At 62.2% G+C, this 24,282-nt stretch carries 20 protein-coding genes and 1 tRNA gene; 9 read left to right on the top strand and 12 right to left on the bottom strand.

Features of this window, described 5'->3' with window-relative positions; all coding sequences use genetic code 11:
• Window positions 1-10 precede the first annotated feature (10 nt).
• Entirely contained in the window at window positions 11-730 is a 720-nt protein-coding gene (locus ACFB49_RS12235) for a YgfZ/GcvT domain-containing protein (RefSeq protein ID WP_380871364.1), read from the bottom strand.
• A gap of 40 nt (window positions 731-770) precedes the next feature.
• Here ACFB49_RS12235 and ACFB49_RS12230 point away from each other — a divergent pair, with 40 nt between their 5' ends.
• On the top strand, window positions 771-2,096 hold the full coding sequence (locus ACFB49_RS12230; protein WP_380871361.1) for a dihydroorotase: 1,326 nt from the start codon (window positions 771-773) through the stop codon (window positions 2,094-2,096).
• A gap of 43 nt (window positions 2,097-2,139) precedes the next feature.
• On the opposite strand, the gene ACFB49_RS12225 is transcribed toward ACFB49_RS12230, so the two are convergent.
• Entirely contained in the window at window positions 2,140-2,856 is a 717-nt protein-coding gene (locus ACFB49_RS12225; RefSeq protein ID WP_380871359.1) for a DUF1134 domain-containing protein, read from the bottom strand.
• 184 nt (window positions 2,857-3,040) lie between these two features.
• Between ACFB49_RS12225 and ACFB49_RS12220 the strand changes: the two genes are divergently transcribed.
• The 7 genes from ACFB49_RS12220 to ACFB49_RS12190 all read left to right on the top strand — a co-directional run bounded on the left by ACFB49_RS12220 (window position 3,041) and on the right by ACFB49_RS12190 (window position 11,141).
• A tRNA-Ser gene (locus ACFB49_RS12220) sits at window positions 3,041-3,133 on the top strand.
• 179 nt (window positions 3,134-3,312) lie between these two features.
• Complete coding sequence (locus ACFB49_RS12215; RefSeq protein ID WP_380871357.1) at window positions 3,313-4,653, top strand: tyrosine-type recombinase/integrase; 1,341 nt, start codon at window positions 3,313-3,315, stop codon at window positions 4,651-4,653.
• Between the two features lie 79 nt (window positions 4,654-4,732).
• Complete coding sequence (locus tag ACFB49_RS12210) at window positions 4,733-4,939, top strand: DUF5818 domain-containing protein (RefSeq protein WP_380871355.1); 207 nt, start codon at window positions 4,733-4,735, stop codon at window positions 4,937-4,939.
• A gap of 215 nt (window positions 4,940-5,154) precedes the next feature.
• Window positions 5,155-5,871, top strand: coding sequence for a dienelactone hydrolase family protein (locus ACFB49_RS12205; RefSeq protein WP_380871353.1), 717 nt, complete (start codon window positions 5,155-5,157; stop codon window positions 5,869-5,871).
• A gap of 310 nt (window positions 5,872-6,181) precedes the next feature.
• Entirely contained in the window at window positions 6,182-7,720 is a 1,539-nt protein-coding gene (locus ACFB49_RS12200; protein ID WP_380871351.1) for an alpha/beta hydrolase domain-containing protein, read from the top strand.
• A gap of 232 nt (window positions 7,721-7,952) precedes the next feature.
• Complete coding sequence (locus tag ACFB49_RS12195) at window positions 7,953-9,626, top strand: tannase/feruloyl esterase family alpha/beta hydrolase (RefSeq protein WP_380879788.1); 1,674 nt, start codon at window positions 7,953-7,955, stop codon at window positions 9,624-9,626.
• A 240-nt stretch (window positions 9,627-9,866) separates the two neighbouring features.
• A complete protein-coding gene (locus tag ACFB49_RS12190; protein ID WP_380879786.1) occupies window positions 9,867-11,141 on the top strand; it encodes a GntR family transcriptional regulator in 1,275 nt (424 codons plus the stop codon).
• An 11-nt stretch (window positions 11,142-11,152) separates the two neighbouring features.
• Here ACFB49_RS12190 and ACFB49_RS12185 read toward each other — a convergent pair whose 3' ends face one another.
• The 10 genes from ACFB49_RS12185 to ACFB49_RS12140 all read right to left on the bottom strand — a co-directional run bounded on the left by ACFB49_RS12185 (window position 11,153) and on the right by ACFB49_RS12140 (window position 23,787).
• On the bottom strand, window positions 11,153-13,306 hold the full coding sequence (locus ACFB49_RS12185) for a hypothetical protein (protein ID WP_380879784.1): 2,154 nt from the start codon (window positions 13,304-13,306) through the stop codon (window positions 11,153-11,155).
• The gene (locus ACFB49_RS12180) at window positions 13,257-14,696 is read right to left on the bottom strand and encodes an amidase (protein WP_380879782.1); all 1,440 of its coding nucleotides are present in this window, start codon (window positions 14,694-14,696) and stop codon (window positions 13,257-13,259) included. The genes ACFB49_RS12185 and ACFB49_RS12180 overlap by 50 nt, the downstream gene beginning before the upstream one ends.
• A 42-nt stretch (window positions 14,697-14,738) precedes the next feature.
• Window positions 14,739-17,054: a TonB-dependent receptor gene (locus ACFB49_RS12175; protein ID WP_380879780.1), complete on the bottom strand. Its 2,316-nt coding sequence runs from the start codon at window positions 17,052-17,054 to the stop codon at window positions 14,739-14,741.
• 269 nt (window positions 17,055-17,323) lie between these two features.
• Window positions 17,324-17,812 (bottom strand): MaoC/PaaZ C-terminal domain-containing protein, encoded by a 489-nt coding sequence (locus ACFB49_RS12170; protein WP_138956654.1) that lies wholly within the window; start codon window positions 17,810-17,812, stop codon window positions 17,324-17,326.
• A 121-nt stretch (window positions 17,813-17,933) separates the two neighbouring features.
• Window positions 17,934-19,163 (bottom strand): acyl-CoA dehydrogenase family protein, encoded by a 1,230-nt coding sequence (locus ACFB49_RS12165; RefSeq protein WP_010124889.1) that lies wholly within the window; start codon window positions 19,161-19,163, stop codon window positions 17,934-17,936.
• Complete coding sequence (locus ACFB49_RS12160; RefSeq protein ID WP_380879778.1) at window positions 19,163-19,804, bottom strand: TetR/AcrR family transcriptional regulator; 642 nt, start codon at window positions 19,802-19,804, stop codon at window positions 19,163-19,165. Before ACFB49_RS12160 ends, ACFB49_RS12165 begins: the two co-directional genes overlap by 1 nt.
• Complete coding sequence (locus tag ACFB49_RS12155) at window positions 19,801-20,580, bottom strand: SDR family NAD(P)-dependent oxidoreductase (protein WP_380879776.1); 780 nt, start codon at window positions 20,578-20,580, stop codon at window positions 19,801-19,803. Before ACFB49_RS12155 ends, ACFB49_RS12160 begins: the two co-directional genes overlap by 4 nt.
• 29 nt (window positions 20,581-20,609) lie before the next feature.
• A complete protein-coding gene (locus tag ACFB49_RS12150; RefSeq protein ID WP_380879774.1) occupies window positions 20,610-21,788 on the bottom strand; it encodes an NAD(P)/FAD-dependent oxidoreductase in 1,179 nt (392 codons plus the stop codon).
• A gap of 5 nt (window positions 21,789-21,793) precedes the next feature.
• Window positions 21,794-22,369 (bottom strand): 3-phenylpropionate/cinnamic acid dioxygenase subunit beta, encoded by a 576-nt coding sequence (locus ACFB49_RS12145; RefSeq protein ID WP_010124894.1) that lies wholly within the window; start codon window positions 22,367-22,369, stop codon window positions 21,794-21,796.
• Between the two features lie 29 nt (window positions 22,370-22,398).
• A complete protein-coding gene (locus ACFB49_RS12140; protein WP_380879772.1) occupies window positions 22,399-23,787 on the bottom strand; it encodes an aromatic ring-hydroxylating dioxygenase subunit alpha in 1,389 nt (462 codons plus the stop codon).
• A gap of 97 nt (window positions 23,788-23,884) precedes the next feature.
• Between ACFB49_RS12140 and ACFB49_RS12135 the strand changes: the two genes are divergently transcribed.
• Window positions 23,885-24,091, top strand: coding sequence for a ferredoxin (locus ACFB49_RS12135; protein ID WP_029624443.1), 207 nt, complete (start codon window positions 23,885-23,887; stop codon window positions 24,089-24,091).
• The last annotated feature ends 191 nt before the right edge of the window (window positions 24,092-24,282 follow it).

Here is a 24,282-nt window from a genome sequence, read left to right as displayed (position 1 = left end):
TTACCCGGCTTCAGCCGGCAACCGCCTCCGCAAGCCAGCCCGGCATAATGGCGGGATCGAGCGCCTCGACGCGGCGGAAGGCGATGCCGAGGCCGAGATCGGGATAGGCGGCGCGCAATTCGTCCGCATCCTCGCCGGCCAGCGGCACCACCACAAGCCGGCGGTTCACCTTGCTGCGATGGTGCATCCGCGCGGTATTCTCCTGCCCGACATAGCAGCCCTTGGTGAAGCTGACGCCGTTCAGCTCGCGCGCATTCGCCTCCAGCCACAAGGTCTTGTCCTGGCCGAGTTCCGCGATGCCTTCGGGTACACCAAGGGCGAGGCGATGGGCGCGCCAGGCGGTGCTGGCGTCGCCATCGTCCGGTGCGGCGATCCAGCGGCGGCCGAGCGCGGGTAGGCGGGGATCGGGCACGCCCTCGCTGCCTTCGGCCGACCAATGGACAGCCAGCGCGGGATCGCGCGCGATCGTGATCGGGCGGCGGAGACGGTAGAGGCTGAGGCGGCGGACGAGCGCATCCGCCTGGTCGGCTTCGCAATCGACCAGCACGTCGTCGCCGTCCGCCCAGAGCAGGAAATCGAACAGGGCCTTGCCCTGCGGCGTCAGCAGGCCGGACCAGGCGGGCAGCGGTCCGTTCACGTCCGCGGTGACGAGGCCCTGGAGAAAACCGCGCACATCCTCGCCCGAAAGGCGGATGATAGCGCGGTCAGCGAGAGTGGTGGCTTGGGACATGCGAAAGAGTTAGGGAGGCCGGCAGCGAAAGGAAAGCACCATGCCGACGCACGACCTGATCCTGAAGAACGGCATTGTCTGGACGCCGGGCGGCTCGGTGGAGACCGATGTCGGCGTCAGCGGTGGCAAGATCGACCGGATCGGCAATGTCGGCGATGCGGGCGAGGTGATCGATTGTTCGGGGCTGACGGTGCTGCCCGGCGTGATCGACAGCCAGGTCCATTTCCGCGAACCCGGCCTCGAGCCCAAGGAAGATTTGGAAAGCGGCAGCCGGGCGGCGGTGCTGGGCGGCGTGACCGCGGTGTTCGAGATGCCGAACACCAAGCCCAATACCGACACGCCGGAGGCGCTGGCCGACAAGCTCGCCCGTGCCGACGGGCGGATGTGGTGCGACCATGCCTTCTATGTCGGCGCGACCGCCGAGAATGCCGAGCATTGTGCGGAACTGGAAAAATTGCCCGGCGCGGCGGGCATCAAGATCTTCATGGGCGCTTCGACCGGTAGCCTGCTGGTGGCCGAGGACGATCAGCTCGAACGCGTGCTGCGTTCGGGGAAACGCCGCGTCGCCATCCATGCTGAGGACGAGGCGCGGATGAATGCGCGGCTCGGCGAACGGATCGAGGGCGATCCTTCGTCGCATCCGGTGTGGCGCGATGACGAGAGCGCCTTGCTCGCGACCAAGCGGATCATCGCGCTGGCGCGCAAGACCGGGCGGCGCATCCATGTGCTTCACATCACCACGCCCGCCGAGCTCGAATATATCGCGCAGCACAAGGATATCGCGACCTGCGAGGTGACTCCGCAGCACCTGACGCTTGCGGGCGAGGACGCCTATCCGCGCCTCGGCACCTTCGCGCAGATGAACCCGCCGATCCGTTCCGGCGCGCATCGCGACGGGCTGTGGCACTGGCTCAATCAGGGCGTGCCCGACGTGCTCGGATCGGACCATGCGCCGCATCTGCGCGAGGAGAAGGCCAAGCCCTATCCGGCCTCGCCATCGGGCATGCCGGGCGTGCAGACGCTGCTGCCGCTGATGCTCGATCATGTCGCCGCGGGGCGGATGACGATGCAGCGGCTGGTGGACCTCACCTCCGCCGGGCCGCAGCGGGTGTTCGGTCTTGTCACCAAGGGGCGGATCGCGGCGGGCTATGACGCGGATTTCTCGATCGTCGATCCGAAGGCGCGCTGGACCGTGGAGGAAAGCTGGCTCGCGTCGAAATGCGGCTGGTCGCCGTTCACGGGGATGCAGCTTACCGGCAAGCCGATCGGCACGATCATCCGCGGCCGGCGGGTGATGTGGGACGCGGGCCTCGCCAATGCGGCGGAAGGCCGGCCGGTGCGCTTCGAGGCGACCTACCGGCCTTGATGGGTAGGCTGCTCCCCTCCCTTTCAGGGAGGGGAGATAAGGTTCAGAACGGCAGAATCTTCGATTTCTCGCTGAAGCTCATATAGCCGACATTGGCGCCAAGCCGCCAGCCGACGCCCAGGCGGATCGGGATCAACACCACGTCGCCGCGGCGCAGATAGCTCGCGTTGAAGCCGCCGATCACATAGGCCGTGCCTTCGACGGCCGGATAGCGGCGATAGAGTTCCTGGCTGTCATAGAGATTGTAGACGAGCACGAAGGTCTTGGAGCCGTTCGCGCCGATATCGAAGCCGAGCGACGGGCCGGTCCAATAGACGGGGCGCTGGCCCTCGACCTTGTGGAACATCGTGCCCGAGCCATAGCGGACGCCAACCGCAAAGGCGCCGCCGGCTTCGCGGCCGACGATATAGCCGTTGGGTTCGCCCTGATCCTTGAGGATGCCCTCGATCATCTTGGCGAGGCCCTCGGCGCCCTTGCCGAACACGCCTTCGGCGGCGGAGAGCACGTCATTTTCCTGATAGGTCGCGTTCTGGGCCTGCGGTGCCACGGCGTTGGCAGCGGGCGCCGGATCGGTCGGGACGGTCTCTACGGGCGGGGCGACAGTCGTGCCGTAATCGGCCTCGTTCGCCGGCACCGGGGCGACGTCCGCCTGGATGGCGGCGTTGGGATCGACCGTCTTGATCTGGGCCATGGCCGGCGTCGCGGCTGCGAGCCCAGCGGCGCCCAGCCCGATCAGCCATTTGGCAGCAAGTTTCGCCATCACATCATCCCCCGGGGCAATCAACACGGCAACCTAGCGCCAGCGCGCCTTGCCCCGCAATGAACGGGCGACGACCCGAGTCGATGACGCGCCGACCCGAGTCGCGAAAGACGTAAGGAAGTTTCGTTACCCCGGTTGATCCCCCCGAATGTCCCCGCTATAGCCCGCGGCTCAGGGCCTTCCCGGAGACGTGGGTGAGTGGCTGAAACCAGCGGTTTGCTAAACCGCCGTACGGGGTTAACCCGTACCGAGGGTTCGAATCCCTCCGTCTCCGCCAGACGCCCCTCCGCAGAGGGTCGCAACAGTCCACCGAAATTGACATTTTCTCCCGAAAACCAAGGCTTTGCGAGCCGGAACCGTCCGTAATCCGCCGCGCTCTCTCGGGCCTGTTTTGAGGGAAACGTGGTACGACCGCGTGGTACCGGCACGGCAAAAACGTGGTACCGGAGATGAACCGTGCTGACCGATGCAAAAGTGCGTGGGGCCAAGCCTCGCCCGAAGCCCTACAAGCTCACCGACTGCTTTCGCCTCTATCTGCTCGTCAGTCCTAACGGGTCTAAATTGTGGCGTTGGAGCTACGCCTTCGACGGCAAGCAGAAATCGCTCGCGATTGGCATCTTCCCCATGGTCAGCCTCGCTGCCGCGCGCCTGAAGCGCGACGAAGCCCGCGAATTGCTCGAGACCGGCCGTGATCCGGTGGTCGTCAAGCAAATGACTTTCGCGACCAATCTCGAGATCAGCCGCTACACATTCGAGCGGGCGGCGCGCGAATGGTACGACAACACCAAGCCTACCTGGGCGAAGGTCCATGCCTCGGACGTCATTCGCAGCCTCGAGCGGGACGTGTTCCCCGAGATCGGGAAATTTCCCATCGTCGAGCTCAATCCGCCCAAGATCCTCGAGGTGCTACAGAAGATCGAGGCGCGCGGCGCGATCGAAACGGCCAAGCGAGTGCGACAGCGGATTTCCGCAGTCTTCGTCTATGCGATCGCCAAGGGGATGGCCGCGGCCGATCCGGCCGAAAAGCTGGGCTCGGTCCTCAAGCCGCTGCGCAAGGGCAAGCAACCGGCCATCACCGACCTCAAGCGTCTTCGCAAAATGATCCTCGATGCCGAGGAGGATTATGCGCGGCCGATCACCCGCCTTGCCCTGCGGTTGCTCGCGCTGACCGCGGTGCGGCCGAATGAATTGCGGGGCGCCCGGTGGGGCGAGTTCGAGGATCTCAACGGACCAAAGCCGCTATGGCGCATCCCCGCGGCACGGATGAAAGGCGACCTTGATCGCAAGGAGGAAGACGGAGGCGATCATCTTGTGCCGATGACGCCACAAGCGATCGCCGTACTCCGGGCGCTTTGGCCGCTGACGGGAGATGGCGATCTGCTATTTCCTGGCAACCGCTTTCCCAACCGCCCCATGAGCGAGAATGCCATCGGCTATCTTCTCAATCGCGCAGGATATCACGGGCACCATGTGCCGCATGGTTTCCGTGCGGCCTTCTCGACGATCATGAACGAGTGGGTCGAACGTCACGGCAAGGACCATGACCGGCAGGTGATCGACCTGATGCTCGCCCACATCCCCAAGGAGAAGGTCGAGGGAGCCTATAATCGGGCCGCCTACATGCCGCGCAGACGAGAGCTGGCGGTTATCTGGGCCGACTTGTTGTCGGACGGGCTGCCGGCACCGACGGTGCTGATTGAGCGACCGGCGAAGCCCATCGGGGAAAAACCCCGTCGTCGCATGCCGCCACCGGTGGGCGCCGATTTCCGATTTCCGGAGTGTGGTAGACCGGCATGAGCGTCATACAGGACCGGTAACCCCGATTTGCCTTGGCGGCGTCTCGGCGAATCGTCGCGCTTCGCCTATGCTTTCGTTCATGGGCATGATCGGCTCCCGGATCGACGAAATCGGTACGCTGGTTCGACAGGGCGGCGGATTCGCGCTGCGGCGAGACGGCGGTGGCCGCTACTCACTCGATCTCCATCGCGTGCCGGTCGACCATGTCGAGAAGCGTGTTCGGGTGACGGGTGTGGTCGTCGCGGAAGGACTGATCGACGTCGATGGTGTCAGCGCGCCTGAATAACACCGCCCCGATTCTATTCGCGCAGAGTCGGCTGATCGTCCGGCCGGACCTGTCAGATCGATCCGCATTCTGATGTGTGGATATCCGATCCGAGCATATCGGTCGCCAAACGCGCCGCGAGAATTCATTTATCTACGTGGTTGATTTTCTTGCCTGGCATGTGATCGTCGGCGCTCGAGCAAAAGCGATGCAAATCGGGGATGGGGGGGAAAGCCATGGAACTGGAGAATGTTGAGTATCGCGGTCCGGACGACAGGCGCTATGTCGGCTTCCTGGTGCTGCCCGACAAGCCCAATGGCGCGGCGGTCCTCATCGCGCACAACGCACCCGGTGTCTCCGAGTTCGAGCGCGGTATCGCCGTGCGACTGGCCGAGAAGGGTTACACCGCCTTCTGTGCCGACTATGTCGGCGATGGCGAGGTCCTGACGATGGAGGCACTGGGACCCCGTATTCAGCCCTATTTTGAGGATCCGTCGCGTATCCGGCCGGTTATGGAAACGGCGCTCGGCGTGCTGACCGCACAAAACAGTGTCGATCGCAATCGTGTTGCCGCCATCGGCTATTGCTTCGGTGGGGCGGCGGTCCTCGAACTCGGTCGTAGCGGTGCCGATGTCTCCGCGATCGTGGGCTTCCATTCAAGTCTTCCGGTCAATCGACCCGAGGACGCCAGGAATATCAGGGGCAAGGTGTTGATCCAGCATGGCACGGCCGATCCGCTCATTGCACCCGATACCAGAGCCGCTTTCGAAGCCCAGATGGACGCGGCCGGCGTCGACTGGCGGATGATCCTTTATGGTGGAACCCAGCATGGCTTCACGGTCCCCGGTTCGGAGAAAATGGGCATGGCGGGCGTCGCCTATCACCTGACTTCGGACGAGCGGTCGTGGCGCGCGATGCTGGATCTCTTCAACGAAAGCATCGATCTTTCCTGACAGCGAAACGCCAAGCAAAAGGCCATCGGTTCGCGCGGTGCAAACGCCTGCGATGTTCTCATGCCCTGCGCCGTCGGATACGGGGCCTGCCTTCCAGGCTCCAACGGTTTGCGACACCTCCATCCCCCAAGCTTGGCAACAGTACAGGCGGTGGGAATTGCGGGCAGGCCATCTGCCGCTGGTCCGGCGACAAGGCGCAATTAGGCCGGCTATTTTCCTAGGCGGCTTGTCGATAGCGAGCCCATGGAGAGGCTTGGCCTATGCGCAACTGCTCTAACTGTGGCGATGAATCGGCCAAACCCAGGCGCCCGTGCGTCCGCTGCCGGCGCAGTCCAATCGAAAACGAAGGCGGAGGCGCGTCATGCTGGAAAGAGGCATTTGTCATCTGGCCGCGGCATGTCTCGCCGCAACGGGATTGATATCGATGCCCAGCTTGCTTGAAGCACGTTCGGTGAATGGTCCCATCGAGGGGCGGATCACACTCGGACAGGGGACGTTCGCTCACGCGCCCGCCAACTATGTCGTGAGTGAGTTTTTCCTCGATGGAACGGCAAACGCATACAGCCTGGGCGGCGACATAACGGCAGACGGCAAATGGCAGGCCGAGACGTCGGGTCATGCCGCTTACAAGACGCGCATGGTGGTCGCGCGTCCGAGCGACGCGGCAAAGTTCAACGGTACGGTCGTCGTTGAATGGCTGAATGTCAGCAGCGGAACCGACGGCGCGCCTGACTGGAATTATCTGCACAGGGAACTGGTCCGCGAGGGTTATGCCTATGTGGGCGTCTCTTCGCAGAAGGTCGGCCTCGACGGCGGCAGGATGGCGATGCCGGGCGTCCTTCCGGTGAAGCAAGCCGACCCGGAGCGTTATGGCTCGCTCGCGCACCCTGGCGACGCATATTCCTATGACATCTTCAGCCAGGCGGGCCTGGCGATCCGCGATCGGAAATCCGGATTGCTCGGATCGCTGAAACCCGACCGCATCCTGGCGATGGGGGAATCCCAGTCTGCGGCTTTCCTCACGACCTATGTGAACGCGATCGATCCGCAGGAAAGGGTTTTCGACGGCTTCCTGATCCATTCGCGATTCAGAGGAGCGGCGCCGATCGACGGCGACTTTCTTTCCAGCATGCAGGCGCGCGAAAGCGGTGTGGCTGTGAAGAGCGTGCAAATCCGGGCGGACGTTCGCGTACCCGTCCTGATGTTCATCACCGAAACCGACCTGATGGCGCCGGTGGTTGGCTTTCTCCCGGCTCGCCAGGGCGACAGTGCCCGGATCAGGACGTGGGAGGTTGCTGGGACCGCACATGCCGATACCTACACCATCGTCGGCAGTACCATCGATTCCGGGTCGGCCACCAGCGCACAACTGGCGAGGGCGTTCACACCGACGGCGGAGATGATGGGGCTATCTCTCGGCAAACCGATGAACGCGGCGCCACAACATCATTATGTGATGGAGGCAGCGCTTTCTGCACTCAACAGTTGGGTCGCTACGGGCAAGGCGCCACCTAGCGCGCCGACGCTCAGTGTCGCGGACGGAGCCCCGCCAACGCTGATCGTCGACAGGTTCGGCAACAGCGTCGGCGGAATCCGCTCACCCTGGATGGACGTGCCGACAGCTACCTTTTCGGGGCTCGGCCAAAGCGGGCCGGGCTTTGCCATGCTGTTCGGCACTACATTTTCTTTCGACGAGAACCGGCTTGCTGAACTCTATCCAGGCGGGAAGAGGGATTATCTCTCTAAGTTCGAAGCATCGCTTCGCTCGGCGATCGAGGCAGGCTTCATCCTGCCTGCCGATGAGCTTGAGATCAGGAATCTTGCCGCGGCGATGTACCCGGGCGAGTAAGCCGATCAGGCCTTGGCGAGGGTTCAAAATCGGCGCGTCTCGGCAAGTGTCCTTGCGGGTCTTGCAAACCGGACTCGCCTCTGGGGCGCCACAGTCGCTTTGCAATCTGTCTGGGCCATTCGCGCTGCGGGAGCCATCAAGCTGACGATCAATTCAGCCGACTTTTTTGCACGCACACCACCACTAGCCTGCCCCCGGCGCGGAAATCCGCCAGGCAGACTGAGGGAGTGGCATGCGAAAGGACTTGTTTGTGATGCTGGCAGCCGGCGCGGTGGTCTCGGCCGCTTCTACGGCTTGGGCAGAGGAAGCGGCGGACACCCGAAAATGCGAAGTCTCGTCCATCCAGGCTATGGCACCCGACGACACGACGATTGTCTCTGCCACTCCGACCGCAGCGCCTGTTCCGCACTGTCGGATTGAGGGCTTCGTCACCACGACGAACCCCGGGCCGAACAAGGTCAATTTCCGGCTGCAGTTGCCCGACACGGGATGGAAAAACCGATATTATTTCATAGGGATGGGGGCAGCGGCTGGCTATGTGCCCTCGGACTCCCAGATTCCGCCAGGCAATCCACTGTATAAGGGATATGCCGTTGCCGGGACGGACACTGGACACCAAGCCCATATGGTGGACTGGAGCTTTCTCAGAAAGAACGAGGCGCAGGCTGTCGACCATGTCCATCGCGGCGCTCATGTCGTGGCGGTCGCTACCCAGAAGATAACCAGGGACTATTACGACGCAGCCGGCATGTACCGCTATCACTCGGGCTGTTCGGGTGGCGGCCGTATGGGAGTGATGGCGATAGAGCGCCATCCGGAGGACTTTGACGGCGTCCTGCTTGGTGCACCAGGGGGCCGGAGCAGCGCAACAATGCTGAAGTTCATTGCCGCAGCGCGCGAAATGTCGCGCGAGCCGGGGGCATGGGTATCGCCAGCCAAGTTCGCCATGGTCGACAAAAAGGTCACCGCTGCCTGCGATGGGCTTGATGGAGCCAAGGACGACATCATCGCCGATCCGCGCGAGTGCAAATTCGACGTGGCGAAGTTGGCTTGTTCGGGTGCCGATGGACCCGAGTGCCTGACTCAGCCTGAAATCAGGACGATAAAGGCCATTCTGGCCGGTCCACAGGGACCCAAGGGAAAGCTCACGGAAGGCTTTCCGATCTCGAACATGAGCACCTGGCCCAGCTTCCTCGGTCAGACACCTCCACCCTGGTCGCCCGAACCCACCATCGAGAACTTGAGGAAGAGCCCAAGTGGATATGTGATCGGCGATTCGCTGGCACGGGTGTATTTCGGCCCGGATTATGACGCATTGAAGCAGTTCGACTTCAAGGATCCCAAACAAATCAATGCATGGTGGGAGGCCGCGAAGAAGTTCGATTATGGCCAGCCTTATCCGGCAGAACTCGGCGGCTTCAGCAAGGCCGGAGGAAAGCTCCTGTTGTGGAACGGGGTGAGTGATTCCTGCTGCTCGGACATCGAACTCGAGCAATATTATAACGATGCTGGCAAGAAGCTTCCCGGTGGGAAGGCAGAGCTCGAACAGTTCGTTCGCTTCTACAGGGTTCCCGGCATGGCGCATTGCGGCGGCGGGACGGGGCCCCAGGATGCGCCCGACCAGATGCTCGATGCCCTGGTCGCCTGGGTCGAGCAAGGCAAGGTGCCTCAGTCTATCGTCACCCATCGCGGCGCGGAGAGGGTCCAGATGCAATTTGCCGACCCCCAAACCAAGGTTGTTTCGGGCGTGATGGTACCGCCGCCGGCGGGCGCCGCGCGGGACTTCCTTCTCTGCCCGCATCCTCAGGTTGCGAGGTTCAACCAATCGACGGAGAAAGGCGCCGTCGACAACGCTGCCAACTGGTCCTGTGTGTCACCCTCGAAAAAGACGGCCAGCCGTAATTGACCGGTCGCAGGCGCGCGGCGGCCGCCATGCTCGACGCCACGCGCCTACGAACCACGTCCATTGCGCACCCGAGGGATCGGCAGCTGGCACCAACCGTGAAGCAGTTGTGCGCTGACGAAGCGCAGCATCCACCAACCGCATTTCCAGCCTGTTACCTGTCGTTCGTCAGGATTTTTCCACGCTGATTGCGGCTAGCGTGCGCGCAGCAGGAAAAATCCTGGACGAGGATGGGGGCTGCGGATGGAGATCAGGTTTGACTGGCCGAAAATCTATACATCCGTCCTGGCGGAGAGATCGGTTCCAGTAAAATTGGCGTCGGCCGCCGTCGCCCGCATTGAGGACGACATTCGCCGCAGCGCCGGTCCCCCAGGTGGCTTGTTCGGAACCGGTCCGGAGATCTGCGAGCGCTATGGCCTGAGGCGCGAAACGTTGCTTGAGGCTGTGCGGATCCTGGAGGACAGGGGCATTGCCCGGATGCGTCGCGGTCCGGGGGGAGGCCTGATCGTTATGGAGGCACCCCAAACGGATATAGCGCTGGCGCTGGCGCGCTACTTCGTTTTTGCTGGTCTGTCTGACGAGCAGGCTTCGGATGCGCAGAAAGCCATCTGGCTGCTGCATCGCCATGACATAGCGGCCCGTGCTGGCACGACCGAAGCGTTTATCGCCGATTTTCGCAACATGCTGGCATCCGGGAAAACACCGCTTCATTCGTTGGACAACTCGGCCCGTCCATCTCTGCTTTCGCTCAACCGGTCGATCCGTCCATTTGCAGAAGCGCTCGACAAGCTCGCCGAGCATCGCGAGCGTGCCGTCACCTTGCTCTACAATCCACCGTCGGCAGGCCCGGACACATGTAGTGCAGGACTGGCCGGCTTTGTCGCCGAACTCCTGATCGCGGAAATCGGCCGACGGCGGCAGAAGGGCGAATTTCGCGTCGGCTTCGAGCTCGATCTCGCCGACCGCTTCGGCGTTAGCCGACAGGTTTTGCGGCAAGCCATGCGGCTGCTGGAGGATCGGGGTGTGGTCAGATGTGAACGCGGCCGCAGCGGCGGGATCATGGCAACGACTGTCCACCCCCCGGGGGTAATCGAGCGGATCGCCGACCATTATGCGCAAGTCCAGCTTATCGAGCGCGATTTCCGCCCGACCTTGTCCATGCTCGGCCGCCTCAACCGGCTCCTTGTGGCGTGCAAGGCGGAGCAGGCCGATTGGGACGAGATCGGTCAATTGATCGGATTGCAGAAATGGGAGGATCCCACATCTCACATGATGCGGATCCATCTCGAATGGCGAGTGCTGGACAACCCGGTATTGAGCCTCCTCGAACAGGTCCTGTCAGCGTATCGAGCTCGCCGTGCGGGCAATGCGACGTTACTCGCGGTTAGCGATCTCGACGCATTGCGTTGCAGTGTGTTTGGCAATTTCGACTGTCTCAGGTCCGGCAACCTCGTGGCGGCCGACGAACATTTTGACACGCTCAACGGCCAGATCACGGAGTTGCTCGGACATCATTGAGCCGCGATCTGTCAGCTAACGACCACGCGAACGCGGGCGAGGTTGGGTATTTGGCGATGTGGTGTGGCGACGTCGCCTTCGCGTTGCGCGATCACGCGAACGCTCGGGAAATATGTGCCGGCCTTTGCATAAGCATGAGTGGTGGAAAGCCGGATTGCGGTCGAGGTCGCGTCCACACCATCCTGCGCGACAGGAAATGTGCCGCTGCCATCCAGGTCCCATTCGACGCGCACAATGGTTCCTGCGTTTGGTGGTACCTCGGCCACAACGACGAGCGTGACGGGCTCGTCTACTTTAACGTCCGCGCGCGATGCGCCGTTTGCCGAGGCAGCGACCACCGGCTGAATTCCGCCGCGGTCCTTAGCTTCCGGAGGCAGTGTCAGCTTGCCCCCCGCGTATTGATATTGGCTGGCAGGCGGCACGTCACCCTCTTCTACCCAGGCGACTAGGTCGGCGAGGCCCTGTTCGATCACGCCGGAATAGTTGATCAGGCGCGATGAAGGCGAAGGAAAGATGCTGGACGGCAGGAATGCCGGCGGGATGTGCTCTGCATTTTCCACCCATTGGAGACGGAAGTTGTCGGGGTTCCCGTGCCGGCTGACATTCTCGGCGTACAGGATCGCCTGGTCGGGCCACAACGAGGTGTCGTGGGTGTGCTGCATGTAGAGCAGCTTGCCTTCGAACTGCGCGGAGTAATGGCCGCCAAATGGAGTCGGCACGCAGATGGGCCGGCGCTGCGGGAAAATCGGCGCGTTGTCGACAATGACCTGGTCGAAACCTTTCTCGCCGGCAATGATATGATGTCGGTGCCAATGGCAGTAAGCGAGAAACGCGTCATTATCCACCTCGACGCTGTCACCGGGTTCGATATCGGCAGCCTTGGCGTTGCCGTCGGCACCAAAACCGTCAAGCAGGAGTGTGTCCCCAAAAAGGCCGGTGACATAGAGCTGGCGATCGGCCGCGTTGCCGCTGGTCACCCTGACTCCGGCGCCCGGCAGATAGCCCTGTGGCGCTCCTGCCAGGCGAATCGCGATTGGCTTCTCGGGCGGGGACATGACCGCCATGAACGAACTGGCCTCACCCGCGGCGGGGCCTCCACGCATGACCTCGGCGGCAATGTCGCCGGCGGTACGCACTTCGCCGACCTTGGTTTCGAAGCGTACGATGCGGTCGCCCTCGAACAGATGAGGCGTGTCGTGGCCGGCATAGCCCTTCTCGTTCCAGAAGGCGTGGACATAGTCCGGATCCTGACGCTTCCAGTCGTCGGCGTTCCAGCACCACATTGCGGCCTGACCCATAGGCTGGGCGATCATATATTCGGCACCCCGGGGGAAGCCGAGGCGATATAGGTCAGCAAGCGCTTCGCGCTCGTATGTGGTCAGGCCTTCAAACGGATTGCCGCTACCGCCGGGTTCCATCGCATCGATGACGCTGGCAAGCTTGTCGCCGAGGAGCCGTCGGACGTTGAACATCGCCCCGAATCCGGTTGGCTGCACGCTCTCGATGGGCTCGTCGGCTTTTCCAGGGGCCACGGGACCGCCCCCCATGAAGGGCAGGGCACCATCATAGATATCGGCAGCATTTTCGAGGCAGAGGGGTGAGCGGCGGGCACCGCCGCTCCCGCCATAGACATAGCCATGATGGGGCGGGCGGCCATAATGCAGGGTCGCAAGATGTTTGGCAAAGCGGGCGGACTCCGCGCTCGCGCGATATCCGTATAGGCCCGGATCGTTGCCGGCACGCTGATCGAGGTCGTTGCCAAAATGGCCCTGGTTGGACTCAAGCATATATCCGCCTAGACGGAAGCAGGCTTCGACCCCGCCAAGGACCCCGGCAAGCGGGCCAACGAAGGCGAACTCGGTGCCGCCGAGGCCCCCACCCAAAGGCTGGAAGAAGCGCCCCTGATAGACCGGCTCATCCGGGAAATAGATCGCAAACCGCGTATCGGTGTTCTCGAAGCCGCCATGAACATAGCGATGCGAGGATGGCTGTTCACGCCGCTCGTCCACATCGATGAATGGCTTGCCGAAATAAGGATCGGTGCCCTGATAGTCGTCGATAACCACGGTTGGCTCTCCATCCGATTGAAGCGTTTCAAGAAAGGGCGCAGACCGGTCAGCTGACGGGCGGGCGCTCAAGTCTTGGGAAGGCGCGCTGATAGGCATTCGCGACGCGGAAGATCGTCGCCTCGCTTCCGGGCGGGCCGGCGACCTGAAGGCCGACCGGGAACCCTTCGATGAATCCGCAAGGTATCGAAATTGCCGGAAATTTGAGCCAATTGAACATATCGGTGTGGCTGCAATAGGAGCCCATGAAGCTGCCGCCGGGATAGGATGGACCGGCCGTCGTCCATGCCGCCTCCCATTCGTCGATAGGCCGGGTGATGCGCTGCGACGTGGCCGATAGAATGACGTCGTGGGTCCGGAACAGTTTGTGGAAGCGATCCCAGTTGCGCCCCCGTGCCTCGAACCCGGCCTGGAGCGTTTCGGCCGAAGGGGCGGGGAGGCCAGCTGTCGGATAGAAAGCGAGCCACTGTGCCATGCGCCCTGGCATGATGTCGTCCCAGACCTCGCGTGTTTCCTCGACGGTCGCGCCAAGTCCCTCGAATTTTTGGGCCTCAGCGCGGACGAGCGCGATAACGCGGGGGCTTTCGGGTGCTGCGTACCGATCGGTGAAGCCGAAATCGTCGGTCCACGCGCAGCGCAGGCCGGCTACCCCGTCCTCGATGTGCGCGAGAAAGTTGTCGGGCTGCGTCTGAAGCGAAAACGGGTCCCGCCCGTCGGGGCCTGCCATCACCTGGGTGATGAGCGCGGCATCACGCACGTCGCGCGTCAGGGGGCCGACGGTTATTCCGGCAGGCGGTCTCGGCCTTTCATAGTCGAGCTCGGGAATGAGCCCGGCCGTCGGGTGGAAGCCGACGATGCCGCTATAGGCAGCGGGAAGACGGGTGGATCCACCGCCATCGGAGCCGATCGCGAAAGGTAGCATGCCGGCCGCGACCGCAGCCGCGCCCCCCGAACTGGACCATCCAGGAACGTGACGCGTGTCCCATGGACTGCGAGCCTCGGCGTCCCAGTTGAAGGGTGTGAACAATCCTTCGCCCGCCAGCGTGCCTCCGCCCCCCGCACCGAGCATGCTGTTGGTGCCAAAAATGATGGCACCAGCCTTGCGAATCCTCTCCACCCCAAAATGATCGCACTTGGCGACGGCCGCGGGCGTATCGCCCAGTTGATGGCCGCGCAGCCCCGCAACCGGCACATGGTCCTTGATCGCTGTAGGCACGCCATGCAGCGGCCCCGGAAGCTCGCCGCGGGCCAGGCTGGCATCCGCAGCATGTGCTGCCGCGAGCGCGCCTTCCCGGTCGAGCTCGGAATACACGTGTAATTCTGGATCAAGCTTGTCGGCACGCTCGAGGAAATATTGTGTGACCTCAACTGCGGTCACGTCCTTGCGCGCGATCGCGTCGCGGATACGTTCCGCCGACCACCAGCGCAGGTCATCTGCAGCGGGCGCGGGCGATCCGTCGCCGGCACGGCGTTGTACTGGCTCATTCATCAGTGGGACCTCCGTCAAATTTTGTAGCGCGCTGTCGGTCGACTAGAAGTCGAAGCGAAACTCCACTCCGAACATCCGCGGTTCGCCATAGAGATAGGCCACAGTACCGAATTGGGTCGGCAGCTGGTTGTTACCGCCGACGATATAGGTCTTGTCGGTGATGTTCTTGACGAAGATGGCAGCGCTCAGACTCGTGTCCATGATGTCATGCCAGTCGGCCCGCAGGTCGATCCTGGTATAGCCAGGCGCGGTCGCACCCGGCACGCTCAGCGCGGCCACGGGGTTGCCATTGGGGCGATTGACAGGGTCGAACGCAATCAGGCTCTGATAATAGATATTGGACTGAATGCTGATCTTGCCGATTTCATCGCTGGTGGGGATGGATACTCGCGGCGTGACGTTGAGCTGGTGCTTGGGTGAGTTGGGAAAACGGCTGTTGCTCAGATCACCGAGGCCGGGATCGATATACTCGTCATATTCTGCATCGAGGTAAGTGTATTTGAGGTCGATACTGAAAATGCTGCCGGCGGCCACGGCAAGATCGACGTCCACGCCCTTGATGTTGCCCGCGGCCGCATTGCGCGTCACCGTCGATGCCGGGATCGTGTTGAGATTAACGAAGCGCTGGATGTCCTTATAGTCGTCGTAGAAGAAGTCGAGATTGGCGCGTATCGCCCAATCTCCGGACCCCCATTTGCTTTTAATGCCGATCTCATAGTCAGTGACGGTTTCAGGCCGGAAGAACTGATCGGCGGGATTGAGTGCCGTCGAATTGAAACCGCCGGACTTGTAGCCCCGTCGCACGGTGGCATATGCGTTGAGGTCGGGCGTGAACTCGTAGAGCGCCGCGAGATTCCAGGTGGTAGCCTTGAAAGTGGCCTCGTTGGCGCTCGGCGCACCTGCGGGCAACGGGAATGGAATGCCGGGAATGAGGATTTTGGTGCCTTCTGTCGAGGTCGACCGGAAATCCTTGGTACGCCGAATACCAGCGGTCAGCGTCAAACCGTCAAGAGGCCTGAGGTTGGCCTCGCCATAAAAGGCCTTGCTCGTGTTGAGGCTGCCGCCGCTGATGACGAATGCACGGATCGGGCCGAGATAGCCTGCGGGGAGCAGCCCCGGGATCGGCGGTAGCTGGACATATTGGACGGTATCAAAGCCAACACTTCCGGCCGGCGACTTGTTGCGCTCGTCATAATAGCCAGCAACCACATCGACGATGTCGAAATTACCGCGAAGCTGGATTTCTTCGGTCCGTTGCGTAATCCAGTTCCCCTGGAAAGGATTGCTAACATTCAGGATCGGAAGATCTGTCCCGTCGATATCGTAATTTGTCTCCATCTGATACCAACGGTAACTGAAGATATTCTTCAGACTGATGTCGTCCGTCATGTCGAGCGTCGTGGAGTTCAGGACACCGCGCGACTTGAACCCGTTGCTCAGGGGAAAGTCGACATCGATGATCCGAGGGCCCCGCGCCTGCTGGGCGGCGAGCGCGGCGGTCAGTTGCGGCAGGAGCGGCGGCTGGGTCGGTGTGCTTGCCGAGAAGACGGGGTTGGTGGCGGTGAAACCGCCAATGGACGCGCCCGATCCTGCCTCCTCGATCGACGTGTATTCGAAGAGGGTATAATTTTCGAAGCGCTCCGACGGGGTCAGGAGGAGACTGACACGGAAGGACTTCCTGTCCTCGGCGTCCGTCCGACTGTCATTGAACAGGTTCTTGGTGAATCCCTCCCGATTGAGAAACTGCCCTGCAAAGCGCAGCATCACCTTGTCTGGAACGATCGCACCACCGACGGCGAATTCCACATCACGGCGCTCATATTCGCCGATCCGAAAGTTGAAGAAGCCGTCAAGATCGTTGGTTGGACGTTTCGGAACGAAGAGGATTGCGCCGCCCGTGGTATTGCGGCCGAACAGCGTGCCCTGCGGACCCTTCAAAACCTGCACATTCTCCAGGTCGTAGAATGTTGTCGAGAAATCGGGCACTTCGGCGAAATAGGCGACAACGCCCGGTGAATTCTGGCCGAAAGTGCGCCCCTGTCCGCGGATCGAGAAGGTCGTATCGTTTCGATTGGAGGCCGTATTCTGAACACTCAGACCCGCCGCGACGAGGGGCAGGTCGTTGGCGGTCTTGACGTTGCGCTCATTGAGCATCCGGTCGTCGACCGCGATGATTGAAAGAGGAACATCCTGCAGGTTCTCGGCCTGACGGCGGGCTGTAACGATGATATCGGCCGTGGCCTCCGAAGCATTTTGCGATGTCCCGGATGTCTCAGTCTGAGCCGCCGCTTCGTTTGCTGCAATGCTCAAGAGGGCACTCAAGCTCGCGGCCAACCCGTGCCGTAGACGCAATCCCATCAGCTATCCTCCTGCTTCGCCGCCTTATATTCTCGTATGCCGCCCCCCATGGAGCCGGTGATCTGCCGCTGCAGGTCTCTGACCGACCGCGCGCCCCGGCTGTCCCAAGGCTAGCGTGGTTTGGTTGGCTAAATAGTCGGCCAATTTGACGGCGGTCCCAGATGCGGATCGGATGGAGCACTGGCAGGGGACCGATGGAGTTGCTCGCTGATACCGGTCAACTTCCGGCAGAACTGGCCTGGCCTGTTTCTGCGGGAAGTTGACCGGTATCAGCGATAGACGAGATTGAGCGCGGTCAGCGTCATCACCGTCTCACCGTCCTGATTGCTCATGAGATAGGCCATCGTCACGAGGCCTCGCTCCGCTTGCGTGCTTGATGGTCGCATGGCGACGATTTCGGATCGGAGGCGGAGCCGCTCCCCCGCGCTGACGGCGCGAACGAACTTCACATTCTCCATTCCGACGCCGCATTGATAGGCGATGTCGCCATTGATGGCGTGATCGATCCGGCGCCACAATGAGATGAGGTGGGCGCCGCTGGCAATGAGTCCGCCAAAGGGCGAGGCCTTTGCGGCGTCGGGATCAATATGAAACCATTGTGGGTCGAACTGCTCCGCAAACGCTCGGATTGCGTGTTCCGTGAGTTCGACGAATTCGGATTGGCGGGTTTCACCGACGCTCAGCTCATCGAATTTGCGCACGGCTCTCTTGTCCTGAAGAGTTCGGATGGAGGCTCGCCGGACCGATGCCGGGTTCAATCCTGTGGTTTCGCCAAAACACTTGGGGCAGTCGCACGTTGATGAATGAAGAAGGGACCGTCTTCACGTGGTGAGGACGGTCCCAGTTCATGCCGCGGGAGGAGAATGCGGCAATACTGTTTCAGTAGGCGCCTGGCGGTGTGATGTTGTCGACGCCGAGCCGGGTGCGGCCGAAGATCTCGTAGCCCAGCATGGGAATGTTCTGGACGTGGCGAAGTCCGACATGGATGTCGCGCCAGAAGCGGCTGATTGGTTTGTCGAGCGCGAAGGCTGAGGAGCCGGAAATGAACATCAGCGCCTCGATCGAGCTGTGCACCAATTCGACGATCTGGCTGCACTGGGCCTTGTGCTTGGCGCGCTCTGCGAAGCTGAACTCGCGTCCCGTCAGGCCGACATCATCCAGCGTGCCGGTAGCGTCGAGAAGCAGAAGGCGAGCGGTGCCAAGCTGGGCCGCAACGCGCCCGAGATCATGGAGAACCACGCCCGAGTCGGTGCGCTTCTGGTAGGTGGTTGTGACGATCGGCTTCTTGGTGGATTCTGCCTCGACGATCTCGAGCATCGCCTCGGCGCCGCCAACAAGCTGCGCGAGACCGGTCGCCCGAACCACCGGAACCACCGGAACACGATCCGAAGGCGCGCCATAATGTTGCTTGTTCGGTTCGACATGGCCGAACGGCTTGTCCATCATGACCATCAGATGGTCGGGAACGAAAACGTCCTTGGCGACGCTGGTGTCGGAACCGGTTCCCTGCATGCCAGTCACATACCAGCTGTCCTGAATCTCGAGCTGGCTGAAGGGAATATAGACCATGTTGATGCCGGGAACGACGGGACCCTCATAGCCTTCCAGAACGACACCCGACTGGGCCCAGTCGGACTGGCGCGATCCCGAAGTGTAGGGCCACGCGCCATTGACGATCCAGCCGCCATCGACCCGCTTGGCCTTGCCAGGCGGGTTGTAGGCGCCGCAGACATATTTGGGTCCCTCGCCAAACAAGGTCGCCTGGGTGGCGTCCGACGTAAGGCTGGCGACCCAGGTCGTGCCGTTGACGATTTGCGCAACCCAGGACACCGAGGTGTCGCCCTTGGCAAGTTCCATCTGGAAGCGCGAATAGTCGCTGAAGGAAAGGCCGGCACCGCCCCAGCGCTGTGGCAGGAGCAGTGTGAGCAGACCATTCTCCTTGAGCGCCTGGTCGACGGCTGGCGTCGGTGAGCGACGGCGCTCACCTTCCGCTGCTTCCGCACGCAGAAGATCGCGGAGTTCGCGGGCCTTCGCGATATAGGTTTCGGCGACTTCCGTCGGCGCGAACTTAGTGAAGTTGCGCGTTTCAAGCTTCGCTGCGGTGGCCATCAGTTCTTCCTTTCCTTCCGGGCCGCCTCTCGGTCGGCGATCTTGAGCGCCCATTCTTCAAGGCGGTCAGGCGTGCCATCCCAGAAATCCATCCATTGCTGGCTGGCCGGGACGATCATGGTGCTGAGCTGCGCCCGAACCAGAGCTTCGACGAAGCCGTCCCGATCGATGGGCGCATGCGTAAGGGAATCGAGATAATCGAGCACCGGATCTAGCGCGTCGCGAACCGCGGCCTTGTGGCGCCCGAAATGGCTGCGAAAGAATTCGAGGTGAAAGGCCGGCTCGATCTCGAAAATCCGTTCGGGCGAACGCTCGGTCGTGAACCTGGCAAAGAAGCGCATCACCGTGCGGAAGCGCTCCATGGGATCATCGAGCCCCTGAGCCACCGCGCGAATGCCGTCCTCGAAAGAGACGCAGACGAATTCGCTGACGGCAGCCAGCACCTCTTCCTTCGAGGAGAAATAGCGGTAGAGCGTGCCGCGCGAAACGCCGCTGGCATCGCTGATGTCGCTCATCGACAGCCGTCGTGCACCGAGGTCGCCAATCGCCCGCAGGGCGCCGTCGAGGATCTTGACGACGCTCACCGGAAGTTCGCCCGGCGTGCCTTCCTTGTTGAGGTCGGACGAGGACAGGAGCTTCATGATTGAGCCTCCAGTTCAGCCAGGTTGTGGGGCACGCTGACATAGCCGGGGAGATGTTGTCCCCCATCGACGTTGATGAGTTCGCCGTTCACGAAACGCGACATCTCGGACGCGAGGAAGACGACGACGGGACCGATATCGTTTTCTGGGTCACCCGCGCGCTTGAGCGGATTGCTAGCAGTTGCCATGTCCAGGAAACCGGGAACGTCCTGTGCCAGCTGGGCGAAGACCTGGCCCATGCCCGTCGGCGCAATGGCGTTGGTGCGAATGTTGAAGCGGCCCCATTCGACAGCCGCGCTTCGCGTCAGCCCCAGGATCGCGCCCTTATTCATATTATAATCAGCGTGGAGCCATGCGCCGGTCTGGGCATCGATCGAATAGAAATTGATGATCGAGCCGCCGCCGCGCGCCCTCATGTGGGGCATCGCCGCCTGCATCGCCCACCACGTCCCCCAGGTGCCGATTTCGAGCGTCCGACGCAGCATGTCGTCAGTCTTGTTTTCGAGAAGGATGTTTGGCGACAGCAAGGAGGCGTTCGTGACAAGCGTATCGAGACCGCCAAATTCATCGACGGCGCGGCCGACCATGGCGAGGACGTCTTCTTTGACGCCCATGTCGGCCGCCATGCCGACCGCTTGGGTACCGAACTCGGCGCGAACTTCCTTGGCGACAGCGTCGGTCGCGGCGCCATCGCGCCCGGTGATGAGAAGCGACGCTCCCTCGCGGGCCATGCGCCGGGAGATGCCATAGCCCAGCCCCTTGGCGCCGCCGGTCACTATGCCAATCTTGCCTTCCAACAGCCCTGTCATGCCTGTTCCCCGCTAGTCGACAACTCGCTGAGCGAGCGGTCCAGTTCCGTCCGTTCCTGGCACTTGTCGCGGGTCAGGACGTAACCGCAAACGACTCCGCTACGATCCCGGAACAGATATTTGAGCCCGGCCTCATCCGCCTCGCTTTCTTCCCATTCTCCATCGACGCCGAAAGGTGCCGGAAGCAGGACGACGGGGCATGCCGTGGTCTTCACCTGAACCGACAATGGCGGAAAGCGAATCTCGGTCGGCGTCCCGAGGACACTCGGTGCGATTGCGCGCGCCGCCGCCATGATCGGCGTTACATAAGCGGCAAGTCCACGCTGATACTCGGCACAATCGCCAATGGCATAGATATGCGGGTCGCTGGTGCGGCCGGTCGCATCGACCTTGATACCGCGATCGACGGCCAGCCCGCCCTCTTCGGCGAGCCTGGTATGCGGGCGAAGGCCAACCGCCGAAAGCACGGCTTCGGCCTCGATAACCGTTCCGTCGTCGAGCTCGGCCCGGACGCCTCCGTCCTGCCGATGGATCGCAGCGACCCGGCGGCCGAGATGCCAGGCGACGCCCTGCTCCTCAAGAGCGGCCTGGACAACGGCACCGACGCCTGCTGGTACCAGCTGGGCGAGGGGGTGCCCGAGCATATCGACGACGATGGGCCGGTAGCCGGTGGCCGAGAGGTCATTGGCAAATTCGGTGCCGACCAGCCCTCCGCCCATGACAAGCACACGAGCGCCATCAGGCAAGGCTTCCCGGAACTCGCGATACTGATCGAGATTGTTGACCGAAAAGGCGCGATGCGCCGCGTCGCCTTCAATTTGCGGGCGCACGGGATCCGCGCCCAGTGCCAGCACCAGGGCGTCATAGGCGATCGGCCCCCCGGTCGTCAGCAACACCCGGCCGACCGTGTCGATGGCTTCGGCCTCGCGACCGGCTCGCAGATCCAGTTTCAGCTGCGCTGCCATCTTGGCGGCGGGCGTCGTGACCAGCGTATCGGGGACCTTGCCTTTGGCAAGTGCCGTCGAGAGAGCTGGTTTCGAATAGAAATGTCCATCGTCGAGCGTGACGAGGGTCAACTGGGCTTCGGGCGAGAGCCGGCGCAGTTCGCGCAGGATGCCGTAGCCGGCAAGGCCACTGCCGACGACGATGATATGGGGAGGGGCCTTGCCGGGCATCGCGACTAGAAGAAGATGGCGAAGTTGGACATCGACAGGGTCGACTGGTCGCAGATGATCTCGCGCTTCGACAGCTTGTAGCCGCCGTCGACCGCCCGCCAGATATCGCGTCGTTCCGCCGTCACCGTCTCATTGTGCCAATTGTCGCCGCGGCTGCGCTCGACATAGAGATAGCTGACCACTTCGTATTGGTCTGGTGCGTCGCACTCGGCAACGCGTACATTGGTAACGAAGCGGCGGCAGCGCGAGGGTGGATCTTCCGCCCAGGCGCTCTTCGCCAGCCGGCCTGTCCGCATGAGGATCGACGCATAATTGTCGTCGAAATGCATCATCGTCCGCATGACGTCCCGGTCGCGATTGGGACCGGTGCGCGTGAGCCGGATCGGCGCGGTATAAATGAGGTCCTCGCCCAGCATCGCGACCCAGTCATCAAAGCGACGCTCGTCGAGGGCGGCTGCCTCGTCATACAGCGTCTCGAGAATGCGATTATAGACTTCGGACCCGAGCGGAACGCGGGTTTTGGAAACGAGGCCACGCAGGACGCCACTCTTGTCGACTGCGGCCGTGGAATAATCGGTCATGGAAATATCCTCTCAGGCAGTCGGCAGGGTCAGGCGGTGGCGGTCATGAGATTGTAGTAGGCCATCCACCAGTTCCACTGCGTGTCGTCCTTGGTGAAGCCCGGATAGACATAGCCGTCGCCGTACCAGTCGTCCGGCTTGTGGTGGCCGGTGAGCGCCTGATATTTGAGCGTCATGTGCTTGCTGACGGCACCGCGCGAATTGCGCATGATCTGCGGCCACGTATCGGCATCGTCCTGCTCGATGATGCCCGAGGTGCCGGTCTGCTGGATGGCGTTCTGAAGCATGTCGCGCTTGACCTGCTCGGGTGCATCCTTCTCGGCGAAGATGAAGTTCACGAACTCCACATGATTGGGGCCCTTTGGCACATAGGTGTGGAGCGCGAGCGCGCCCGATGCACCGCCGTCGGTGCGCGGCGCGAAAATGAAGGCGAGCAGGACGTTGGGGAACAGGCCGCCCACCTGGGGTGGGCACGTGGCCAGCTGCTCGACCTGGCGTTCCGACAGATTCTTGAACAGCTGCGGGATCATCTCCTTGGTGACGCCGGGCGGGGGCAGCAGGTGAAGGCGCTCCTCGACGGTCTTGCCCTCGAAGCTCACGTCGGCGAACATCTTGAAGGTCTGCGCAGCTTCAAGGCAACGCAGCGAATGTCCCTGATCGCAACTGATGTCGACACCATACATGCCCGGCGCATTGTCGTAGATCGACTCGGCGGTTCCCCCCATGATGCCGCCCTCCATCAGCGAGCGATGGAGCGTCAGCGTATGGAAGCCGTCCGAGCCCGATTGTTCGCCGGGGATCTTCCAGTTGCACGGAAGCACGAACCGCTGCGGCGGACCCAGCATCTCCAGGCCGTTGTCGCTGCGGCAGAAGAGCTGGTCGAGATAGAATTTGGCGTCGCCGAGGAACTCATCGAACGTCCCCTCGGGATTCCAGGTCGCGAAAATCAGGCCGCCATAGAGATGCACGCGTGCCTTCTTGAGACCGAGTTCCTCCTTCGGACGCTTGTCACCGTGCATCTGCTCCTTTTCGATCGGCGCTCCGATGAAGCTGCCGTCGGGACGAAACGCCCAGCCATGGTAGATGCAGCGATGCGCCTGGGCGTTTCCAGCCTCCGCCGTGCAGACCTTCATGCCGCGATGGGGGCACACATTCAGCGAAACATGGATCTCGCCCTGGCGGTCGCGCGAGACGATGACATTGTCCTCACCCATGTCGCGAACAATGAAGTCGCCACCCTTGGGGATCTCGGTCTCATGGCCGAGCAGGAGCCAGGTCTTCGCGAAGATCCGCTCCATCTCGAGTTGATAGAGCTCCTCGTCGCTCATCACCCGCAACGACACCTCATTCATGTTGCGGTCGATCAGATCGTCGATCGAAGTGCCGTCGCGCAGCACCAGCGGGCGTCGTTGAAGCATGGCTTTCTCTCCAGTCGTCGGAAATCCTTATTGGCTGTGTTATACATATTGAACAAAAGCTGTTCAATATGTAATATGGGTTGGAGAGGAGAAAATGATGGCTGAGCGTTTGAAGGTGGTGATCGATAAGCCGGCGTGCTGCGGCTATGGAATTTGCGCGGAAATCTGCCCCGAAGTGTTCAAGCTGGATGCCAACGGCATCGTCTTCGTCGAAACCGAGATCGTGCCCGAGGGGCTCGAGGAAAAGGCGCGCGAAGGCGCCGAAGCCTGTCCGCAGTCGGCGCTTGCCGTCGAACCGGCATGAACTGACGCGGATTTCGCCACTAGGCTGGCGTCGATACTGGCTTTCGCCATGAGCTGACCTCTCCGTCGCGCGCCCCCGTCGCAAGCGGGACTGCGGAACCGACCATGCACAGGATCTCGGCGGACGGCATCCTATCGCCCGGCAGGTCATCCGTTCCGGCCTTCTCGATCATGGAGAGGAGGAAGGAGCCG

The organism is Sphingomonas sp. DBB INV C78, assembly GCF_042693015.1.
In the GTDB taxonomy this organism is placed as follows: domain Bacteria; phylum Pseudomonadota; class Alphaproteobacteria; order Sphingomonadales; family Sphingomonadaceae; genus Sphingomonas_E.
This window is presented reverse-complemented; position numbering and strand designations above follow the sequence as displayed.